18 protein-coding genes are annotated in these 18,317 nt (G+C 60.3%); 11 read left to right on the forward strand and 7 right to left on the reverse strand.

Going from position 1 to position 18,317, the window contains the following annotated elements:
* Positions 1–2: 2 nt before the first annotated feature.
* From IU367_RS14340 to mltB, 3 genes are all read left to right on the forward strand, one after another.
* Positions 3–668, forward strand: coding sequence for an ATP-binding cassette domain-containing protein (locus IU367_RS14340; RefSeq protein WP_274452247.1), 666 nt, complete (start codon positions 3–5; stop codon positions 666–668).
* Entirely contained in the window at positions 661–1,284 is a 624-nt protein-coding gene (locus IU367_RS14345) for a CDP-alcohol phosphatidyltransferase family protein (RefSeq protein ID WP_274452248.1), read from the forward strand. Before IU367_RS14340 ends, IU367_RS14345 begins: the two co-directional genes overlap by 8 nt.
* An 86-nt stretch (positions 1,285–1,370) precedes the next feature.
* Entirely contained in the window at positions 1,371–2,462 is a 1,092-nt protein-coding gene (gene mltB / locus IU367_RS14350) for a lytic murein transglycosylase B (protein WP_274452249.1), read from the forward strand.
* Positions 2,463–2,507: 45 nt separating this feature from the next.
* On the opposite strand, the gene IU367_RS14355 is transcribed toward mltB, so the two are convergent.
* Positions 2,508–2,990, reverse strand: coding sequence for a MarR family winged helix-turn-helix transcriptional regulator (locus tag IU367_RS14355; protein ID WP_103471926.1), 483 nt, complete (start codon positions 2,988–2,990; stop codon positions 2,508–2,510).
* A 95-nt stretch (positions 2,991–3,085) separates the two neighbouring features.
* Between IU367_RS14355 and IU367_RS14360 the strand changes: the two genes are divergently transcribed.
* On the forward strand, positions 3,086–3,967 hold the full coding sequence (locus IU367_RS14360; protein ID WP_065402995.1) for a DMT family transporter: 882 nt from the start codon (positions 3,086–3,088) through the stop codon (positions 3,965–3,967).
* Between the two features lie 105 nt (positions 3,968–4,072).
* On the opposite strand, the gene pgm is transcribed toward IU367_RS14360, so the two are convergent.
* Complete coding sequence (gene pgm / locus IU367_RS14365; RefSeq protein WP_274452250.1) at positions 4,073–5,737, reverse strand: phosphoglucomutase (alpha-D-glucose-1,6-bisphosphate-dependent); 1,665 nt, start codon at positions 5,735–5,737, stop codon at positions 4,073–4,075.
* 57 nt (positions 5,738–5,794) lie between these two features.
* Entirely contained in the window at positions 5,795–6,304 is a 510-nt protein-coding gene (gene seqA, locus IU367_RS14370; protein WP_274452251.1) for a replication initiation negative regulator SeqA, read from the reverse strand.
* A 288-nt stretch (positions 6,305–6,592) separates the two neighbouring features.
* Here seqA and IU367_RS14375 point away from each other — a divergent pair, with 288 nt between their 5' ends.
* From IU367_RS14375 to fldA, 4 genes are read left to right on the forward strand one after another with little or no spacing between them, the layout of a single operon-like run.
* Positions 6,593–7,357 (forward strand): alpha/beta fold hydrolase, encoded by a 765-nt coding sequence (locus IU367_RS14375; RefSeq protein WP_103471928.1) that lies wholly within the window; start codon positions 6,593–6,595, stop codon positions 7,355–7,357.
* A gap of 55 nt (positions 7,358–7,412) precedes the next feature.
* Positions 7,413–7,634: a DUF2788 domain-containing protein gene (locus tag IU367_RS14380; protein ID WP_042036907.1), complete on the forward strand. Its 222-nt coding sequence runs from the start codon at positions 7,413–7,415 to the stop codon at positions 7,632–7,634.
* Between the two features lie 20 nt (positions 7,635–7,654).
* Positions 7,655–7,951: a LexA regulated protein gene (gene ybfE, locus IU367_RS14385; RefSeq protein WP_005309699.1), complete on the forward strand. Its 297-nt coding sequence runs from the start codon at positions 7,655–7,657 to the stop codon at positions 7,949–7,951.
* Positions 7,952–7,990: 39 nt separating this feature from the next.
* Positions 7,991–8,515 carry a flavodoxin FldA gene (gene fldA, locus IU367_RS14390; protein ID WP_017412672.1) on the forward strand — a complete coding sequence of 175 codons (525 nt, stop codon included), beginning with the start codon at positions 7,991–7,993 and terminating at the stop codon, positions 8,513–8,515.
* Positions 8,516–8,586: 71 nt separating this feature from the next.
* On the opposite strand, the gene IU367_RS14395 is transcribed toward fldA, so the two are convergent.
* On the reverse strand, positions 8,587–9,060 hold the full coding sequence (locus tag IU367_RS14395) for a DUF4442 domain-containing protein (RefSeq protein ID WP_172955377.1): 474 nt from the start codon (positions 9,058–9,060) through the stop codon (positions 8,587–8,589).
* Positions 9,061–9,304: 244 nt separating this feature from the next.
* Here IU367_RS14395 and fur point away from each other — a divergent pair, with 244 nt between their 5' ends.
* A complete protein-coding gene (gene fur / locus IU367_RS14400) occupies positions 9,305–9,733 on the forward strand; it encodes a ferric iron uptake transcriptional regulator (protein ID WP_005309693.1) in 429 nt (142 codons plus the stop codon).
* 102 nt (positions 9,734–9,835) lie between these two features.
* Here fur and glnS read toward each other — a convergent pair whose 3' ends face one another.
* The 3 genes from glnS to nagE all read right to left on the reverse strand — a co-directional run bounded on the left by glnS (position 9,836) and on the right by nagE (position 16,084).
* On the reverse strand, positions 9,836–11,497 hold the full coding sequence (gene glnS / locus IU367_RS14405) for a glutamine--tRNA ligase (protein ID WP_274452252.1): 1,662 nt from the start codon (positions 11,495–11,497) through the stop codon (positions 9,836–9,838).
* Positions 11,498–11,844: 347 nt separating this feature from the next.
* Positions 11,845–14,508: a beta-N-acetylhexosaminidase gene (locus IU367_RS14410; protein WP_274452253.1), complete on the reverse strand. Its 2,664-nt coding sequence runs from the start codon at positions 14,506–14,508 to the stop codon at positions 11,845–11,847.
* A 121-nt stretch (positions 14,509–14,629) separates the two neighbouring features.
* Positions 14,630–16,084, reverse strand: a complete 1,455-nt coding sequence (nagE, locus tag IU367_RS14415; protein WP_241324596.1) for an N-acetylglucosamine-specific PTS transporter subunit IIBC — start codon at positions 16,082–16,084, stop codon at positions 14,630–14,632.
* Between the two features lie 273 nt (positions 16,085–16,357).
* Between nagE and nagB the strand changes: the two genes are divergently transcribed.
* A complete protein-coding gene (nagB, locus tag IU367_RS14420) occupies positions 16,358–17,158 on the forward strand; it encodes a glucosamine-6-phosphate deaminase (RefSeq protein WP_042872490.1) in 801 nt (266 codons plus the stop codon).
* Between the two features lie 9 nt (positions 17,159–17,167).
* Entirely contained in the window at positions 17,168–18,313 is a 1,146-nt protein-coding gene (nagA, locus tag IU367_RS14425) for an N-acetylglucosamine-6-phosphate deacetylase (RefSeq protein WP_274452254.1), read from the forward strand.
* The last annotated feature ends 4 nt before the right edge of the window (positions 18,314–18,317 follow it).

Genomic DNA, 18,317 nt, shown 5'->3' on the forward strand with positions numbered 1-18,317 from the left:
CGATGCTGAGCACCACGCCCCTTCGCCTCTACCTCGACGAAAACCTGCTGCTCTCGCTCCCCGCCCTGCAGGTGGCCCCCGGCGAGGTGCTGACCCTGATGGGGCCAAGCGGTTGCGGCAAGAGCTCGCTGCTGGCGGCGCTGGCAGGAGTCTTGCCCCCCAGGGGCCCCATCCGGCTGGAGGGGGAGATACGGCTCGGCAAGCGGCTGCTCACCCCCTTGCCCCCCCAGGCGCGGCGCATTGGCATGCTGTTTCAGGATGATCTGCTGTTTGCCCACCTGACGGTGGCGGAGAACCTGATGTTCGGCATGCCCGCCACCCTCAAGGGATTGGCGGCCAGACGGGCAGCCGCGCTGGCCGCACTGACGCAAGTGGCGCTGGCGGATCAGGCCGACAAGTTGCCGGGGGCGCTCTCCGGCGGCCAGAAGGCGCGAGTCAGCCTGCTGCGGGCCCTGCTGGCCGAGCCGCAAGCCCTGCTGCTGGACGAGCCCTTCTCGCGCCTCGACAAACCGCTGCGCGCCGCGTTCAGAACCCTGGTGTTCGAGCGGCTCAAGGCCAGAGGCATGCCTGCCATCCTGGTGACCCATGACGAGGAGGATGCCCCCGGCACCATACTCGATCTCACACCCTCTCTTTGTCTGCCAACCGAGGACCCCGACCTTGTTTGATCGCCACCTTATTCCCCTGATCCGCAGCCCCCTCACCCGGCTGGCCAGGCCCCTGTGCCGAGCCGGGATCAGCGCCAACCAGATAAGCCTCACCGGTTTTGCCATCGGCATGCTGGCGCTGCCGCTGCTGGCCTTTGGCCTCTATCCGCTGGCGCTGGTCGTCATACTGCTCAACCGCTTGCTGGACGGGCTGGACGGCGCCGTGGCGCGGGAAACCGGGATCACCGACTGCGGCGGCTTTCTCGACATCACGCTGGACTTTATTTTCTACGCCGCCGTGGTGCTGGGCTTTGCCCTCGCCGCTCCCGCCAATGCGCTGCCCGCCGCCACCCTGCTGTTCGCCTTCATGGGCACGGGCTCGAGCTTTCTGGCCTTCGCCATCATGGCGGGCAAGCGGGGGATCGAAAACCCCGTCTACCACCACAAGTCCCTCTACTATCTGGGCGGGCTCACCGAGGGGAGCGAGACCATAGCCCTGTTCGTGCTGATGTGCCTCTGGCCCTCGGCGTTTGCACCGCTCGCCTACGGCTTTGCCCTGCTCTGCCTCATCACCACCCTGACCCGGCTCTGGAGCGGTTATCACACACTGCGGCAGCAAGGGCACAGGGAGGGATGAACAGGCCCTGCGATGCACTGAGCACTTGCGCATGGATGACAATGTTTTACCATGGCGGCACTCTTTTTCAGGCTCATGAGAACCTTATGCGTCGCCTTGTCTCCGTGCTCACGCTTTCCCTGTTTCCCCTGCTCTACGGCTGCAGCAGCACGCCGGCTGCCAAACCCGTGGTCAAACCCCAGCCCAACAGCGCCTTCATCAACCAGACGCCGCCTAGCCGCCCCGTCTACGGCCAGGGGGTCAGCAAGGGGGATTTTGCCAATCGCAGCAACGTGGATCAGTTCGTGCAACGCATGGTGCAAAAGCACGGGTTTGACGGCGCAGAGCTGCACGGTGTGCTGGCCCAGGCACAGCGTTATGACTGGATCATCCGGCTGATGGATGCCCAGGCCCCCACGCCGAGCAAGCCCACGGGCCCGACCGGCGCCTGGAATCGCTACCGCGCCAAGTTCATCACCCCGGACAACGTGCAAAATGGCGTCAGCTTCTGGCGCGAATACGAGAGCGAGCTCAACCGCGCCCAGCAGGTGTATGGGGTGCCGCCGGAGATCATAGTCGGCATCATAGGGGTGGAGACCCGCTGGGGTCGGGTGATGGGCAAGACCCGCATCCTGGATGCGCTGGCGACCCTGGCGTTTGACTACCCGCGCCGGGCCGAGTTCTTCACCAGCGAGCTGGAATCCTTCCTGGTGATGACCCGGGATGAGGGGATGGAACCCACCGAACCCAAGGGCTCCTACGCCGGTGCCATGGGTTATGGCCAGTTCATGCCGTCCAGCTTCCAGCGCTACGCGGTGGACTTCAACGGCAACGGCCACACCAACCTGTGGGATCCGGTGGATGCCATCGGCAGCGTGGCCAACTACTTCAAGGCCCACGGCTGGGAGAAGGGCCAGCCGGTGGCGGTACGTGGTCAGGGCCAGCTGCCCGGCTATGAGCACGGCTTCCAGACCCGCTACCCCGTCGCCTCCCTGCGCCGCGCCGGGCTGACCCCCACCAGCCCCCTCGGCAACCACAACGAGTCGAGCCTGCTGCGCCTGGATGTCGGCACCGGTTACCAGTACTGGTACGGTCTGCCCAACTTCTACGCCATCACCCGCTACAACCACAGCACCCACTACGCCATGGCGGTATGGCAGCTGGGGTTGGCGGTGAAGGATGCCAGAGGCGGTTACTGAACCGAGATCCGGCGACAACAAAAACGGGCCAGCGGGCCCGTTTTTTTATTCGTTTTCCAGCAGCCAGCGTTTGAGCAGGGCCGCCAGCTGGGCCTGCTCGGCCAGGGTCAGCGGCGCCAGCAGACGCCGCTCGTTGGCCACGTGCAGCTCGACCGCACGGTCGATCAAGGTCTTGCCCGACTCGGTCAGGCAGACCAGCAGGCTGCGCCTGTCGCTTGGCGCCGCCTGCCGCTCTACCAGTCCCCGCTCGGCCAGCTTGTCGAGCCGGGCCGTCATGGCCCCCGAGCTCAGCATGGCGGATTGATAGAGCACGGTCGGCGTCAGCGGCTCGCCGGCCCGGCGCAGGGTCGCCAGAATGTCGAAGTCGCTGCCGAGCAGGCCGCACTCCTTGAGCTCGTCGCTCACCTCCCGTCCGGCGATCGCCGCCATCCGCGCCACCCGACCCAGCACCCCCATGGGCGAGCAGTCGAGATCCGGTCTCTGCCGGGCCCACTGGGCCAGCAGCAGGTCTACATGATCACTGTCCATCTCAGGTCACTTATCTTTTCATCGAGATACTTGATAGTAAACCAATCCAGGACTATATTATCTTTACTTGAAGATACTTCACAAAGAGATAAATCATGCCTCTACTGATCGCCCTGCTGGCTCCCCTGCTGTGGGGCAGCACCTATGCCGTCGTCAGCCTCTATCTGACCGACTACTCCCCCTACTGGGTGGCGGTGTGGCGCGCCTTGCCCGCCGGGCTGCTACTGCTGTTGCTGCACCCGCGCCTGCCGCCCCTGCCCTGGGGCAAGCAATTCCTGCTGGCGTTTTGCAACATAGCCGCCTTCTTCGCCCTGCTGTTCGTCGCCGCCTTCCGGCTGCCGGGGGCCGTGGCGGGCACGCTCGGCGCCACACTGCCGCTGGTCTTGATGTTGCTGGCCTGGCTGCAGGATGGCACACGGCCCAGCCTGAAGTGGCTGCTGCTGGGGTTGATGGGGCTGGCCGGGGTCTTGCTGCTGCTCAACCCCTCCGCCAATCTGGATCCCGTAGGCGTGACCTGCGCCCTGCTGGCCACCCTGCTCATCGGCCAATCCAGCCGCTGGATGCAGCGCTGGCCGGTGAGCGATCTGCTGGCGCTGACCGCCTGGCAATTGCTGCTCGGCGGCCTGATGCTGATCCCGCTCGCCTGGTGGCTGGCCGGCCCCATGCCGCTGCCCCATTCGGCGAGTGCGCCAGGGCTGATCTGGCTTATTCTGCTCAACACGGCACTGGCCTACTGGGCCTGGTTGTGGGGGCTCAAGCGCCACGGCCCGGAAGTGATGGGCATGCTGGCCCTCACCAATCCCATGGTGGCTGTCTCCTGCGGCGTGCTGATGGTGGGTGAAACCCTGGATGGCCGCCAGTGGCTCGGCATCGGGGTGATCCTGCTCTCCCTCTTCCTGATGAAGCTGCCGGCGCGGCCCTTCTTCAAGCGCTGGCAGGCCCGCAGGGCGAGCACTGGCCAGTGCGACCAGGCGTGAATGCCAGACCGCCTCGGCCAAGAGGAATAAAAAAGAGGAGCCATTGCGGCTCCTCTTTTGATTTTAAGTCAGTTTTTATTTAGCTTTCAGTGGCTTGATGCTGACTCAGACGCCCGCTTTAGCCAGCGCAGCGGAGACAATCTGCTGGGCTTCCTGCTGTATGAGGTCCAGGTGCGCCTCGCCCTTGAAGCTCTCCATGTAGATCTTGTAGATGGACTCTGTGCCGGAGGGGCGCGCCGCAAACCAGCCGTTCTCGGTCACCACCTTGAGACCGCCGATGGCGGCGTCGTTGCCCGGCGCCCGGGTCAGCTTGGCGATGATGGGCTCACCTGCCAGGGTAGAGGCTTCAACCAGCGCCGGATCCAGCTTGGAGAGCACGGCTTTTTGGGCGCTGTTGGCCGGGGCGTCGATACGGCGGTAGCTGGAGCGACCGAACTTGGCTTCCAGCGCGTCGTAGTGGGCCTGCGGATCCTTGCCAGTCACCGCCAGAATTTCGGCGGCCAGCAGCGCCAGAATGAAACCATCCTTGTCGGTGGTCCAGACGGTGCCGTCCTTGCGCAGGAAGGAGGCACCGGCGCTCTCTTCGCCGCCGAAGCCAAACTCGCCGCTGTAGAGGCCATCCACGAACCACTTGAAGCCGACCGGCACCTCTTTCAGGGTACGGCCGATCTCGCCGGCAACCCGGTCGATCATGGAGGAAGAGACCAGTGTCTTGCCGACGGCTGCCGCTTTGGGCCAGCCGGTACGATGGGTAAACAGATACTGGATCGCCACCGCCAGATAGTGGTTAGGGTTCATCAGCCCCGCCTTGGTGACTATGCCGTGACGGTCATAGTCAGGGTCGTTGCCAAGGGCGATGTCGAACTTGTCTTTGAGCGCGATCAGGCTCGCCATGGCGAAGGGGCTGGAGCAGTCCATCCGGATCTTGCCGTCCTTGTCCAGGGTCATGAAGGAGAAGGTGGGATCTACCTTGTAGTTGACCACCTCTATGTTCAGACCGTAGGTCTTGGCGATGACGTCCCAGTAGGCGACACCTGAGCCGCCCAGCGGATCCACACCTATCTTGATACCCGCTTTCTTGATGGCGTCCAGATCCAGCACGTTTTTCAGGTCATCCACATAGGGGGTGACATAGTCGTGCTCGACCACGAAGGGGCTCTTGAGGGCATCGGCAAACGGCATCCGTTTCACCCCGGCCAGACCGGCTTCCAGAATGGCGTTGGCGCGGTCTTCCACCCACTTGGTGATCTCCCCTTCCGCTGGGCCGCCGTGGGGCGGGTTGTACTTGAAGCCACCATCTTCCGGCGGGTTGTGGGACGGGGTGATCACCACGCCGTCCGCCAGCGCCGCAGGCTTGCCAGCCCCTTCCTTGCCAGCGTTGTAGCGCAGGATGGCGTGAGAGATGACCGGGGTCGGCGTGAAGCCGAGGCCTGCCTGAATGCGCGTCTCGACCCCGTTGGCGGCCAGTACTTCCACGGCGCTGGCAAAGGCGGATTCGGACAGGGCGTGGGTATCCATGCCGACAAACAGCGGGCCCTGGATGCCGGCCTGCTGGCGATATTCCACCAGCGCCTGGGTCACCGCCAGGATGTGGGATTCGGTGAAGGCGTTGTGCAGGGCGCTGCCACGGTGGCCGGAGGTGCCGAAGGCCACCCGCTGCTCGGGGCGGCTCATATCCGGCTTGTTGAGGTAGTAGGCGCTGACCAGGCGGGGGATGTTGGTCAGGTCACTTAAACGGGCCGGCTGACCGGCGTGGGAATGCTGTGCCATGGCGTTGTCCTTGCTTGATGGCGGCCTTGCCCGGCAAGGCCTGAGTCTGATGAAGCGTTAAATTGCGCTGCACACCTGCGCGATCACCTCTTCGCCATAGCCCATGCTGGCCATCAGCTGGGCCACCATGTTCTGCTTGCGACTGGTATTGGTATTGGTGATCACCCAGAACGGGGTCTGTGGCACCGGCTTGGGCTTGGTGGTGCTGCCGCTGGCACGCAGTGCCTCGGGATCCTGCGAGAAATAGACGCGCTTGCGCCCCTTGATTTCGGTGGCCTGGGTAAACCCGACCGGGTCATCCCGGTAGAGGGTACTGAGCACCTGCATGAAGCGGTTGATGGACTTCTCTTCTTTTTGCAGCTCACCCGAATCGAGCAGGGCCTGCAGCCCTATGGGGTCGGCGACGACGCGCGGCTGGGCAATGGCGACCGGCTCGGCCGGCGGCACTGCGATGTGCGTGGGGTGTTCCAGCAGACGGCGCAGGATATCGGAGGCACTCTCACCAATGTGCCGGGTCTGGCTGGCGATATAGAAGTAGAGATCGTCATCAAGCTCGATGGTTTTCATAGGGATGCGCTGGACTCGTCGAAATTCGGATGCGGCGATTATACATAGGCAAACCCGGCAGCCCAAGCCAAGGGCTGGCAGATGTGCATGAATCTCATCGAGAATACGGCATAATGGCGGGCCAAGTGTGTGATCCTCCGCACTGATAGCGCATACGGGGCCATTTTTTTGAAAAAAAACCACAAAAAAATGCCTCCCAGGGAATGAAATCCTTTTCTTTCAGTGTGTTAAAAAACAGGCGAAAAAGCCCACGACCGGCAAGGTGTCATTTTGCAACAAAACTCATTATTGAACTTCAAGGAACAGGGCCAGGGCCAGGCTGTCGTGCTGATCCACGGTCTGTTCGGCAGCCTGGACAATCTGGGGCTGCTGGCCCGCGCACTCGGCGAGCACTATCGCGTCATCAGCGTGGATCTGCGCAACCATGGCGCCTCCTTCCACTGCGACGAGATGAGCTATCCCCAGCAAGCCGCCGACGTGCTCGCCCTGCTCGATGCCCTGGCGCTGGATCAGGTGGCCCTGGTCGGTCACTCCATGGGCGGCAAGGTCGCCATGCAGCTGGCCAAGCAGGCCCCCGCCCGGATCGGCAAGCTGGTGGTGGCCGACATAGCGCCGGTCGCCTATCCCCATGCCCGCCATCAGAATGTGTTTGCCGGTCTCAACGCCACCCTGCGCCAGCCGGTGCAGAGCCGCAGCGAGGCGGAAGCCCTGCTGGCCCAATACGTCGAGATCCCCGGCGTGCGCCAGTTCCTGCTCAAGTCTTTTGCCAAGGGGGAGTCGGGTTGGGGCTGGCGCTTCAACGTGCCGGCGCTGGAGCGCAACTACGCCAACATCATGGGCTGGCCCGACGACCAGAGCCGCTTCGAGGGGCCCGCGCTCTTCATCAAGGGGGGGGATTCTGACTACATGCAGCCCCAGCATACCGAGACTGTGATGGCGCAATTCCCGGCGGCAAAGGCGCGGGTCATCGCCGGAACCGGCCACTGGCTGCACGCCGAAAAGCCGGTTTTGTTCAACAAATTGGTTGTGGATTTCCTGTCGACAGGCGGTTAACAGTTTCAAATCCTTTGTGATATAGTGCGCCCGTCATAAGGAGTGTGCGCAATCCATGCTGAGTGAACATATCGATCTTATCGAGAGTCTGGGCCTGAAGTTGTTCTTTCTGGCCATTTTCATATTGATTGGCCTGGCCATTCACGACGTGCTCAAACGCGGTAATGTGCCCCGTTTCGGCCGACTCATCGTCTGGTTGGTTCTCTTTCTCGGTTGCGCGGGTTTTGTCGCCAAGGGGCTGATCGAATTGGGCTGGGAAGGCTCAGGGATCGGCTAACTTATTTTCATCTGTGATGTATGGCCAAACAGCAAACTGATCGAACAACACTGGATCTGTTCGCAAATGAGAAGCGCCCCGGCAGGCCAAAGACCAATCCACTCCCCCGTGAGACCCAGCTCAAGATCAACAAGCGCAACCAGCTTAAGCGCGATCGAGAGAATGGCCTGAAACGGGTTGAGTTAAAGGTGGAGGCCGAGTTGCTGGAGCGCCTGAACCAACTTGCGTTACAACAGAACGTCAGCCGAGCCGAGCTGATCCAATCTATCCTGAAGCAACAGATTGAGTCTGCTTTCGCAGCAGGCATCGCAATCTGACCGTTAAGCATTAACACCAGATACGGGTAACTAAACACTATGGCTAGTGTAGGTCTGTTTTTCGGCAGCGATACCGGTAATACCGAAGCTGTCGCCAAGATGATCCAGAAAGAACTGGGCAAACAACTGATTGAAGTCCGTGACATTGCCAAGAGCAGCAAGGCCGACATCGACAGCTTCGATCTGCTGATGTTCGGTATCCCGACTTGGTACTACGGCGAAGCCCAAGCCGATTGGGATGACTTTTTCCCCGAGCTGGAAGAGATCGACTTCACCAACAAGCTGGTCGCCATCTTCGGATGCGGCGATCAGGAAGACTATGCCGAGTACTTCCTCGACGCCATGGGCACACTGCGTGACATAGTCGAAGCCAAAGGCGCCATCATCATCGGCAACTGGCCAACCGCCGGTTACGAATTTGAAGCCTCCAAGGCTGTGGTGGATGACAAGCACTTCGTCGGTCTGGGTATCGACGAAGATCGCCAGCCGGAGCTGACCGCCGAGCGCGTCAAAGGCTGGTGCAAGCAGCTGCATGAAGAGATGTGCCTGGCCGAGCTGGAGTGATCCGGCAAGCCAGCCACCTCTGACAACAAGGGTCCCATCGGGGCCCTTGTTGTTTCTGCGACATGCGCTTTTCAACCCCCTCTGTGTTCGGGTTTGGCGCGCACATAGAGAGTGCGTTTGACCTGGGCCACCAGCTCGCCGCCCTTGTCCTGCACCGTCACCTCGAACTCGGGGAAGTGCTTGTTGCCCCCCTCGGTCGCCGCCGCTATCTCGGCCAGCTTGCCGTCGGTCAGGTTGAATTCGGCCACCAGCTTGCCCTTGCCCGGCTTGATGTAGTTGATGCTGCCCGCCTTGTCCCAGACGTAATAGCGGTTCTTGAAATAGCCCATCAGCATCAGCGGATAGATGGGGTCCGTCATCGCAAACATGCTGCCGCCAAACTGGGTACGGTTGGCGTTCTTGTTCCACCAGCGGGACTTGAGCGTCACCCGGCAGTAGCGAAAATCATCGCTCAGCGCCTCTATCTTGATGCCTGCGCCCCAGAAGGGGGGCCAGGCGTTGAGGGCGCGGCGCACCCAGGCCGCGTTGTCAAAAAGCCAATCCATAGATCTCATCCGACCAGACAATGAAGAATGTTACATCTTATCAACATTCGACGGGCGAGCAAGCCGGTGCCGCGATTTCACCAATTCGGCCAGATGGCGGACTTTGCGCTAAAGCCCTTGAATTACTGGGTTTATTTTTAGGTTGGCTACGACCTATAATGACAGGCCAAGCGAGTTCGTGGTTGCCATTCCAGCGGCAGTCAATCAGAATAACCACACCTTCGAGAATGCGAATAAGTAGAATATGGCAGACAACAACCAAGCGTTAAAAAAGGCCGGGCTCAAGATCACCTTGCCCCGCGTCAAAATCCTGGAAATCCTGCAACAGCCGGATTGCCAGCACACCAGTGCGGAAGATCTGTACAAACGACTGATCGACCAGGGTGAAGAGATTGGTCTCGCTACCGTATATCGCGTTCTCAACCAGTTTGATGATGCCGGTATTGTTACCCGTCACCACTTCGAAGGTGGCAAGTCGGTATTCGAGCTGGCCACCCAGGAACACCACGACCACCTGGTCTGCCTCGATTGTGGCAAGGTGATCGAGTTTTCCGACGAAGTGATCGAGCAGCGCCAGCGCGATATCGCCAAGCATCACAATATTCGCCTGACCAATCACAGCCTCTATCTGTACGGCCACTGCGCCAACGGCGACTGCAAGCACGACGACTGATGGCGTCTTGCACCGGTCAATAAAAAAGCCAGCATAGCGCTGGCTTTTTTTGTGTCCGTAATCCGGACAAGAAGTGGCAGGGTCTCCCCTGCCCTCTGCTTATCAGGCCTCGGCCTTGCCCCAGACATCGCGCAGGGCCACGGTGCGGTTGAACACCAGGCGCTCGGCGCTGGAGAGCTTGTTGTCGGCGCAAAAATAGCCTTCGCGCTCGAACTGGTAGGCAAACTCCGGCTTGGCGTCCTTGAGGGAAGCCTCGACGCGGGCCCCCTCGATGATCACCAGCGAATCCGGATTGAGTGCCCCTTCGAAGTCAGCCTCGGCACCCGGGTTCGGCATCTTGAACAGACGATCGTAGAGACGGATCTCGGCCGGCAAGGAGTGAGTGGCGCTGACCCAGTGGATCACGCCCTTCACCTTGCGGCCATCGGCCGGATCCTTGCCCAGGGTCTCGGGATCGTAGGAGCAGTAGATGCAAGTCACCTTGCCATCCGCATCCTTCTCGACCCGCTCAGCCTTGATCACATAGGCGTTGCGCAGGCGCACTTCCTTGCCCAGCACCAGCCGCTTGAACTGCTTGTTCGCTTCTTCTTTGAAGTCCGCTTCGTCGATGAAGATCTCGCGGGTAAAGTTCAACTCGCGGGTGCCCATCTCGGCGTTGTTCGGGTGCGCCGGTGCAGTCAGCACCTCGTCGGCCGCCAGGTTCTCGATGACCACCTTCACCGGATGCAGCACGGCCATGGCGCGCGGTGCATTCTCGTTGAGATCGTCACGGATGCAGGCTTCCAGCATGCTCATCTCGACTATGTTGTCCTGCTTGGTCACGCCGATGCGCTTGCAGAACTCGCGGATGGAGGCAGAGGTGTAGCCACGACGACGCAGACCGGAGACGGTCAGCATGCGCGGATCGTCCCAGCCATCCACGTGCTTCTCGGTCACCAGCAGGTTCAGCTTGCGCTTGGACATGACGGTGTATTCGAGGTTCAGACGAGAGAACTCGTACTGACGGGGGTGGCAGTCGATGGTGATGTTGTCCAGCACCCAGTCATACAGACGACGGTTGTCCTGGAATTCCAGGGTACAGATGGAGTGGGTGATCCCTTCCAGCGCGTCCGAGATGCAGTGGGTGAAGTCGTACATCGGGTAGATGCACCACTTGTCACCTGTCTGGTGGTGGTGGGCAAACTTGATGCGATAGATAACCGGATCGCGCATCACCATGAAGGGGGACGCCATGTCGATCTTGGCGCGCAGGCAGGCGCTGCCCTCGGTGAACTCGCCGTTCTTCATCTTGGCAAACAGCGCCAGGTTCTCTTCCACGCTGCGATCGCGGAACGGGCTGTTCTTGCCGGCTTCGGTCAGGGTGCCGCGGTATTCGCGCATCTGCTCGGCAGACAACTCGTCCACATAGGCCAGACCCTTTTCGATAAGCTCGATGGCGTAGCCGTGCAGCTTGTCGAAATAGTCGGAGGAGTAGCAGATCTCGCCGTTCCACTGGAAGCCGAGCCACTGCACGTCCTGCTTGATGGACTCCACGTATTCGATGTCTTCTTTCACCGGGTTGGTGTCATCGAAACGCAGGTTGCACTGACCCTGATAGTCACGGGCGATGCCGAAGTTCAGGCAGATGGACTTGGCGTGGCCGATATGGAGATAACCGTTCGGCTCGGGCGGAAAACGGGTATGCACGCTCTTGTGCTTACCGCTGGCCAGATCTTCATCAATGATCTGACGAATAAAGTTAGTTGGGCTGTTCGCCTGACTCATGGCTCACCTCAAAAATGCGTCACTGGCGGAAGTTGTGCCGGCTGGCACCCTCATCCCCCCGCCGTCAAGCCGGTTATGATCCCTCATTACGCGCCCTGTCTCAACCTGAATTTACCCAATTCGGGGCGCGGGCAGGCCAAAATGGCACGCGCCCGCAGGCTGAATGTCATGACGGATAAAAAAAGACCCCGCACTGGGCGGGGTTCAAGGTGATGAAAAAACAAAAACAGACAATACACACACAACAAAGGCTCACACGCACAGTCAACCTTTCCCAAGGCCGATACGTTATCGGACTTGGGAAAGGCGGGTCTTGCGACCCACCTTGCGTTAACGGTTGACTGCTATCAGTTCAGCTCGGTGACGCGGCTGGTGCGCTTGCCATCGAAGCTGGTGGTACGCAGGTAGACCTTGCCGGTCACGCTTGGCTTGGCCGCGGCGTCGTAGGCGCTCCAGCTCTTGCCGTCCAGGCTGTACTGGATGGGCAGGCCCGGCAGATCCACGTTCGCTTCCAGCTTGCCATCGATGACCTTGGCGCCCGGCACGGAGAGACGATACTCGACGCCCTGGACATCCAGTTTCGGCAGGATGCGCTGACCCAGCAGGTTGGCGAACTGGTTCCACTCCTTGTTCAGGGTGGCCTTGTTGACATGCTTGGTCTCACCGGAGAACTCGCGACCCTTCACATAGTTCAGCTCGAAGCCACCCTTGTGCCAGGCACGCTCGGCCATGGAGAAGATGCGCGGGTAGACCATGTACTCGTATTGAGCATCGGTACGCACGGTTTCACTCCACTGCTGACCGGAGATCCCGCGGAACTTGACCGGATCCTGGTCGCCCTTGGCCACGAAGGCGTTGCCGTCGCGGTCAACCGAGGTCTCGGCGTTCTGCGGCAGGTTTTCCGGGGCGAAGGCGAACACCTTGCGGGTGTCGTTGACGCGGGTTGCCCAGTAGTAGCCGCGCTCGGCCGGGTGCACCTCGTTCGGGAAGTCGAAGTAGAGGTAATCCGGGTTGGAGAGCACCACGTCATAGCCCTTGTGCGCCCACTTCATCGCCTCGTTGAAACCACCCCAGTAGAGGGTTTCCCAGAAGTTGACCACTGTCTTGTCGGTGGCAAAATCCTTGGCGCTATTGGCGTACTTGAGGCCATCTTCCCATGCCTGCAGGGTGGAGAAGCCACGGCTCTTGGCCAGCTCGCTCACTTCCTTGGCGAAATAGACAGGCAGCTCGGCCACGTCCTTGATCTTGCCATCGTCGATCATCTTCTGGCAGACCGGCGACTTGCCGAACGGCTTGTCCTGCTTGCTGGAGTCGACGTTGCCCTTCCAGGCGACCAGCTCTTCTTTCTTGGTGACGGCCGGATCCTGATAGCCACCGCCTTGCATGATGTTCTTCGCCTCGTCACCACCGTAGTGCCAGGCGGTCAGCGGCTGGCCGGCGGCCTGGTGCATCTGGGCCACTTCATCCATCACCTTGCTCACGAAGGTGGCAGCACCCGGCTGGCAAGGGTTGATGAAGGACATTTTGTCGTAGAACTGGACCGAGGTGACGTTGGAGGTATCCGCCGGGTCGGTCAGACGGAACTGGTTGGCTTCCGCTTCTTTGCCCTCGGCCATCAGCCGCTGGTAGCGCGCCTCCATGGAGACCACGGCGGCACGAGCGTGGGCCGGCATGTTGATCTCGGGGATCACGGTCACGCCACGGGCCTTGGCATAACGCACCAGGTCGATGTAGTCGGACTTGCTGTAGAAATCAGAGCCCTGGTTGTCGCTGGTCGGGCCGGAACCCAACTGCGGCATCAGACACTTGGTCTCGGAGATATCGTGGCAACGCTGGCTGCCCACGTCGGTCAGCTCCGGCAACCCCGGGATCTCCAGACGCCAGCCTTCATCGTTGGTCAGGCCCAGGTGCAGCTTGTTGAGCTTCATGGCCGACATCTGGTCGATCAGCTTGTGCAAGGTTTCCGGGCTTCTGAAGTGGCGGGCCACGTCGGTCTGCATGCCGCGGTATTCAAAGCGCGGCGCATCCTCGACGCTCATCTGGCTGACCAGCTTGTCGTTGACCCCCAAGAGGGAGATCAGGGACTGCGCGCCCCAGAAGGCGCCTTCGATGTCATGACCCTGGATCACAGTGCCTTTCGGGCCTACGGTCATGTCATAACCTTCGGCCTGCTTGAGCTTGCTGCCGAGCTTGACGGTCACTGGATAGCCGGTGTCGGAGAGGGTAACACCCAGCTTGGTCAGTTGAGCCTTCAGGGCGTCGGCGCGATCGCTCGGCAGGTCCAGCGCATTGAGCTTGATGGTGGAGAAGTCAACCTGCGGGCCCGCCTTGATGACTTGCTTGAGCGGGGTCGGCAGTATCTGGTCATCGATCTTGCTGGCCGGCAGCAGGCTGCTGGTCAGGTTGGCGGCGAAACGGGTTTCGCTGTTCATCAGGATGTTGTTGTCATCCTTGGTGCGCTTCCAGCCATCGGCCGGCATCGGCTTCTCGTAGGTGCTGGCGTCATCGATGTTGCTCATGCTGGCCAGTACTTTCGGCTCGGCACCTTCGCTGGCGACATACCAGTTCGGCATGATGTCAGATTCGAACAGTACCCAGTATTCCACCACCAACGGCACTTCGACCGTGGCATCCTTGGCAAAGCCCTTAAACTGCTCGGTTGGCGTCAAACGATAGAGGTCGCCGGTCAGATGGGTGATGGTGAACTGGTCGTTGTCGACCCGCTGGATGCGACGGATGGAGGAGACATAGATGCTCCAGTCCTTGGAAGTCACGTCAGCACCTGTATTGGTCAGGTGCAGCTTGGCAACGCCACAGCTCGCCCACTCGGAACCCAGCGCCTGGCAATCGAGGCCGGCGCCGGCACCGTCGTTGGTGACGACTTCGTACTTGACGACGAGGTTGCTGGCGAGGGAATCGACCACGGCTTGCTTGGCGGCATCGGCTGCCTGTACCTGGCTGACGAAAACGGTAGACATGGCAATGGCTAACAGAGAATGTTTCAAGTTCATAACTGCTGCTCTCATTTGAAGTAAAGGTTGGAATTTCTTGGCTTTTTTTATATTGGGCCCCGAGGCGGGGCCCTAGTTATGTCAACAATGGACTTAGACTTGAGGCGAGCTTGGCGCCCGATTAACGCAGGGCCTTCATCTCACCGGCGATGATTTCGGCCAAGGGGCCCAGAATCACCTGCAGGTTCTGTTCACCGAGCTTGACCACACCGGCCGCGCCCAGAGCTTTCAGCTTGCGCTCATCCACTATGCTGCGGTCTTTCAGGGTCAGACGCAGACGGGTGATGCAGGCATCTATGGTGACCAGGTTCTCTTGACCACCCAGCACTTCCAGATACTGGCGAGCCAGTTCGGTGCGGTCTGTGGTTTGAGCCTGTACCGGTACGGCTTCGTCATCTTCACGACCCGGGGTTTTCAGGTTGAACTTGACGATGACGGCACGGAATATGACGTAGTAGAGGCCGAAGAACACCAGACCCTGTGCCAGCAGCATGTACCAGTGAGTCGCCAGCGGGTTGCGGCTGGAGAGCACCATATCCACCAGACCGGCACTGAAGCCGAAACCGGCAATCCACTGCATGCTGGCGGCGATGAACACGGAGATACCGGTCAACACGGCGTGGATGACATAGAGCACGGGTGCCACGAACATGAAGGAGAATTCGAGCGGCTCGGTCACACCGGTGAAGAAGGCGGCGAAGGCGGCGGCGATCATGATGGATGCAACCTTGTCCTTGTTCTCTTTCTTGGCGGAGTGGTAGATGGCCAGCGCGGCGCCCGGCAGACCGAACATCATGATGGGGAAGAAGCCAGCCTGGTACATACCAGTGACACCCACAACCGCTTTACCGGCGTCGATGGAGGATTGGCCACCCAGGAAGTTCGGGATGTCGTTGATGCCGGCCACGTCGAACCAGAACACTGAGTTCAGGGCGTGGTGCAGACCCACGGGGATCAGCAGACGGTTGAAGAAGGCGTAGATACCGGCACCGGTAGAGCCCAGGTTGACGATGGATTCACCGAAGGAGACCAGGCCACCATAGATAACCGGCCAGACGGCCATCAGGATGAAGGCGACGACTATCATCACCACTGAGGTCACGATCGGCACCAGACGACGGCCAGAGAAGAAGGCCAGCGCCTTGTGCAGTTCGACGCTGCTGAAGCGGTTGTAAAGCTCGGCGGCGATCACACCGGTCAAGATACCGATGAACTGGTTCTCAATCTTGCCGAATGCGGCAGGCACTTGATCCAGCGGGATCTGCTGGATTTGCGACACGGCGCCCGGGCTCAGCAAGGTGGTCACGACCAGGTAGCCGACCAGACCGGCCAGCGCGGCGGAACCGTCTTTATCCTTGGACATGCCATAAGCGACACCGACAGCAAACAGGATGGCCATCTTGTCGATAATGGCGGCACCCGCCTTGATCAGGAAGGCAGCCAGCGCGCTGTCACCACCCCAACCGTTCGGATCAATCCAGTAGCCAACCCCCATCAGGATCGCGGCGGCAGGCAATACCGCTACCGGCACCATCAGGGCACGGCCGATCTTTTGCAAATAACCGAGAATGTTCACGGTTCCTCTCCTTAGTTAATGTTTTTCTAGAAATTAAGTGCTTATCACGTTTGACGCATAAGCCATCAAGGCTTGTTTGGCAGTCTAGGGCTTTTATTTCGCTGCGCAAATTAATAAACGTATATTCGTGATCATTATCACCCAAACGAGATAAAGGTAGCGGATACATGTGGCTTAGTTCGCAATCTTTATTTACGCTATAAAACAACTTGAATCCGTCTCAGCCTATTTGCCGCCGACACCCCGGCAGCAACCCGTACAGAGGTATCTACAATGCGCCTGATCCCGTTGAAATCTGCCAGCCAAGTGGGCCTGTGGTCTGCCCGTTACATCGTTGACCGTATCAATGCGTTCAAACCCACTGCTGATCGCCCCTTCGTACTGGGCCTGCCCACCGGTGGCACCCCGCTCAACACCTACAAGCGCCTGATCGAGCTGCATAAAGCGGGCGAGGTGAGCTTCGAGCACGTGGTCAGCTTCAACATGGACGAATACGTCGGCCTGCCGGAAGATCACCCCGAGAGCTACCACAGCTTCATGCACAACAACTTCTTCTGTCACATCGACATCCGCCCCGAGAACATCAACATCCTCAACGGCAACGCCCCGGATCTGGTGGCCGAGTGCAAGCGCTACGAGGAGAAGATCAAGTCCTACGGCAAGATCAACCTCTTCATGGGCGGCGTCGGCAATGACGGCCACATAGCGTTCAACGAACCGGCCTCTTCCCTCTCCTCCCGTACCCGGGTCAAGACCCTGACCGAAGACACCCGCATCGCCAACTCCCGCTTCTTCGGCGGCGACATGGAGCAGGTGCCCAAGCTGGCGCTGACCGTGGGTGTCGGCACCCTGATGGACGCCGAGGAGATCATGATCCTGGTGACCGGCCACGGCAAGGCCCAGGCCCTGCAAGCCGCAGTGGAAGGCAGCGTCAACCACATGTGGACCATCTCCACCCTGCAACTGCATCCGAAGGGAATGATGGTGTGCGACGAGCCCTCCACCATGGAGCTCAAGGTCAAGACGGTGCGTTACTTCCAGCAGCTGGAAGCCGCCAACATCGGCCGTCTGTAAGGAGCCACCATGTACGCATTGACCAACTGCACCCTCTACACCGGCAGCTGTGTGCTGACCGGTTACGGGGTGGTGATCGAGGGCGACAAGATTGTCGCCATCTCCCGCCGGGCCGAACTGCCCGCCGGCATAAAACAACATGATTTGCACGGCGCCAACCTCTGCGCCGGCTTCATCGACGTGCAGCTCAACGGCTGCGGCGGCGTCATGTTCAACGGCCACATCACCACCCAGACCCTGGCGACCATGCAGGCCGCCAACCTGAAATCCGGTACCACCAGCTTCCTGCCGACCCTGATCACCAGTCCGGATGCGGACATGAAGCAGGCAGTTGCGGTAACGCGCGACTACATGGCTGCCCACCCCAATGAGGTACTGGGCGTGCATCTGGAGGGGCCCTACACCAACCTCAAGCGCAAGGGCATTCACCCTGCCGAGCAGATCCGTCAGCCCGCCGACGAGATGATCGACTTCTTCTGTGCCAACAGCGACGCCATCGCCAAGATCACCCTGGCGCCGGAGCGTAACAAACCGGAGCACATACGCCAGCTGGTGGAAGCGGGCATCCTGGTCTCTGCCGGCCATACCGCCGCCAACTACGATCAGGCCATGGCCGGCTTTGACAACGGCATCCGCTTTGCCACCCACCTCTACAACGCCATGACCCCGACCGTGAACGGCCGCGAGCCGGGCGTAGTGGGCGCCATCTACGATCGCAAGGATGTCTATGCCGGCGTCATCGTCGATGGGCATCACGTGCACTGGGCCAACGTGCGGCTGGCCCACAAGATGCTGGGGGATCGGCTGGTGCTGGTCACCGACGCCACCGCTGCCGCCGGTGCGCCGGAAGGCTTTGAGAAGTTTGATTTTTGTGGCGCAACCGTCTATTTCCGCGATGGTCAGTGCGTCGACGAGAATGGTACACTCGGCGGTTCTGCCCTCACCATGATTGAAGGGGTGGAAAATCTGGTCAAACAGGTCGGATTACCGCTCGATGAAGCACTGAGAATGGCCACCCTATATCCCGCTCGCGCCATTGGATGGGACTCACATCTCGGTAGTATCCAGGTCGGAAAAATAGCCAACCTGACTGTCTTTGATCAGGCCTTCACGGTCTGCGGGACCGTGGTTAACGGACACTACACAACACAGTGACACT

The organism is Aeromonas bestiarum (assembly GCF_028751155.1).
In the GTDB taxonomy this organism is placed as follows: Bacteria; Pseudomonadota; Gammaproteobacteria; order Enterobacterales; family Aeromonadaceae; genus Aeromonas; species Aeromonas bestiarum.